This window comes from Streptomyces sp. MS191 (genome assembly GCF_008042125.1).
Taxonomy (GTDB): domain Bacteria; phylum Actinomycetota; class Actinomycetes; order Streptomycetales; family Streptomycetaceae; genus Streptomyces.
Genome location: NZ_RDBI01000231.1, coordinates 1 through 1,003, shown reverse-complemented (window position 1 = coordinate 1,003; position 1,003 = coordinate 1). Strand labels below are relative to the sequence as shown.

At 71.7% G+C, this 1,003-nt stretch carries 1 protein-coding gene; it reads left to right on the top strand.

All coding sequences use genetic code 11. The features are described from left to right. Positions 1–1,003: alpha/beta hydrolase family protein (locus tag EAO71_RS36825; RefSeq protein WP_147982132.1), on the top strand; the 1,003-nt coding region annotated here is incomplete at both ends.

Below are 1,003 nucleotides of genomic sequence, written 5' to 3'. Positions count from 1 at the left end.
ACCCCGCCGCGCCCGGCGCCTACCCCGTCGCCTACACCGACCTCACGGTCTCCGCCTCCGGACGCACCTACAGCGCCCGCGTCTGGTACCCGGGCAGTGCCGCCGGCGCCAACGCCCCCGTGGCGCAGGGGCTCCACCCCGGCCTCGCCTTCGGCCACGGCTTCTTCCAGGACATCTCCAAGTACGAGAGCACCCTGCGCCACTACGCCTCCTGGGGCTTCATCACCGTCGCCCCCAAGTCCCAGGGCGGCATCGCACCCAGCCACACGGGCTTCGCCGACGACCTCAACGCCGCCCTGACCTGGCTCACCACACAGAACTCCACGACCGGATCCCGCTTCGCCGGAGCCGTCGACACCAGCCGCTACGCCCTGTCCGGCCACTCCATGGGAGGCGGCGCAGCCCTTCTCGCCGCTTCGCGGAACCCGGCCGTCAAGTCCGTCAGCACCCTCGCTGCCGCGGAGACGAACCCCTCCGCGGTYGGCGCCTCCGCCACCCTCGCCCTCCCCGCGCAGTACGTCGGAGGCAGCAAGGACACCGTCGCCGGAGTCGACGGCCACCAGCGCAAGATGTACGACGCCAAGCCCGCCCCGACCCAACTGCGCGTCATCACCGGCGGCTTCCACTGCGGCTTCACCGACAGCGGCGGCTTCGGCTGCGACAGCGGCTCGGTCACCCGCGCCGAACAGCAGCGGCTCACCCGCGCCGTGACCACCACCTATCTCCTCTACACCCTCGGTCTCGACACGTCCCTGCGGGACCAGGTCTGGGGTAGCGCGGCCCAGACACTTCCCGGCGTCGTGTTCACGGCGCGGGTGAGCCGCTGCTGTTCGGCGCGGGTGACCGAGCCGCTGTCGCAGCCGAAGCCGCCGCTGTCGGTGAAGCCGCAGTGGAAGCCGCCGGTGATGACGCGCAGTTGGGTCGGGGCGGGCTTGGCGTCGTACATCTTGCGCTGGTGGCCGTCGACTCCGGCGACGGTGTCCTTGCTGCCTCCGACGTACTG